1 protein-coding gene is annotated in these 799 nt (G+C 72.0%); it reads left to right on the forward strand.

What is annotated here, in order from left to right; all coding sequences use genetic code 11:
* A partial coding sequence (locus A2U95_RS26495; protein WP_166027571.1) for a beta-ketoacyl synthase N-terminal-like domain-containing protein occupies positions 1–799 on the forward strand: 799 nt, incomplete at both ends.

A 799-nucleotide genomic window follows, 5' to 3' on the forward strand; every position in this document is an offset into this window, starting at 1 on the left:
GACCTCTGGAACCTCGTCACCACCGCCACCGACGGCATCTCCACCTTCCCCACCAACCGCGGCTGGGACCTCAACGTCGGAGAGGGTCGTGCGCCGGAAGGCGGTTTCCTCTACGACGCGGGCGAGTTCGACGCCGACTTCTTCGGCATCGGCCCGCGTGAGGCGCTGGCGATGGACCCGCAGCAGCGCCTGCTGCTCGAGGCCTCGTGGGAGGCGCTGGAGCGCGCAGGTCTTGACCCGACGTCCCTGCGCGGGAGCCGCACCGGCGTCTTCGCCGGCCTCATGTACCACGACTACGTCACTCAGGTGTCGGGCGTGGAGACTGCCGAGGGTTACCTCGGAACGGGTAACGCGGGCAGCGTTGTCTCGGGCCGGGTGGCGTACGCACTGGGGCTCGAGGGGCCGGCGGTGACGGTGGACACGGCGTGCTCCTCGTCGCTGGTCGCCCTGCACTGGGCCATCCAGGCGCTGCGTTCCGGCGAGTGCGACATGGCCCTGGCGGGCGGTGTGACCGTCATGGCCACGCCGACGACGTTCGCCGAGTTCAGCCGCCAGGGCGGCCTTGCGTTCGACGGTCGCTGCAAGTCGTTCTCCGACGACGCGGACGGCACCGGCTGGGGCGAAGGCGTGGGCGTACTGCTGGTCGAGCGGCTCTCGGACGCGCGCCGCAACGGTCACCAGGTGCTGGCGGTCGTGCGCGGCTCGGCGGTCAACCAGGACGGCGCGAGCAACGGGCTGACCGCGCCGAACGGGCCGTCGCAGCAGCGCGTCATCCGCGCGGCGCTGGCGGGAGCCGGTC

It is taken from the genome of Streptomyces chilikensis (assembly GCF_001642695.1).
GTDB lineage: Bacteria > Actinomycetota > Actinomycetes > Streptomycetales > Streptomycetaceae > Streptomyces > Streptomyces chilikensis.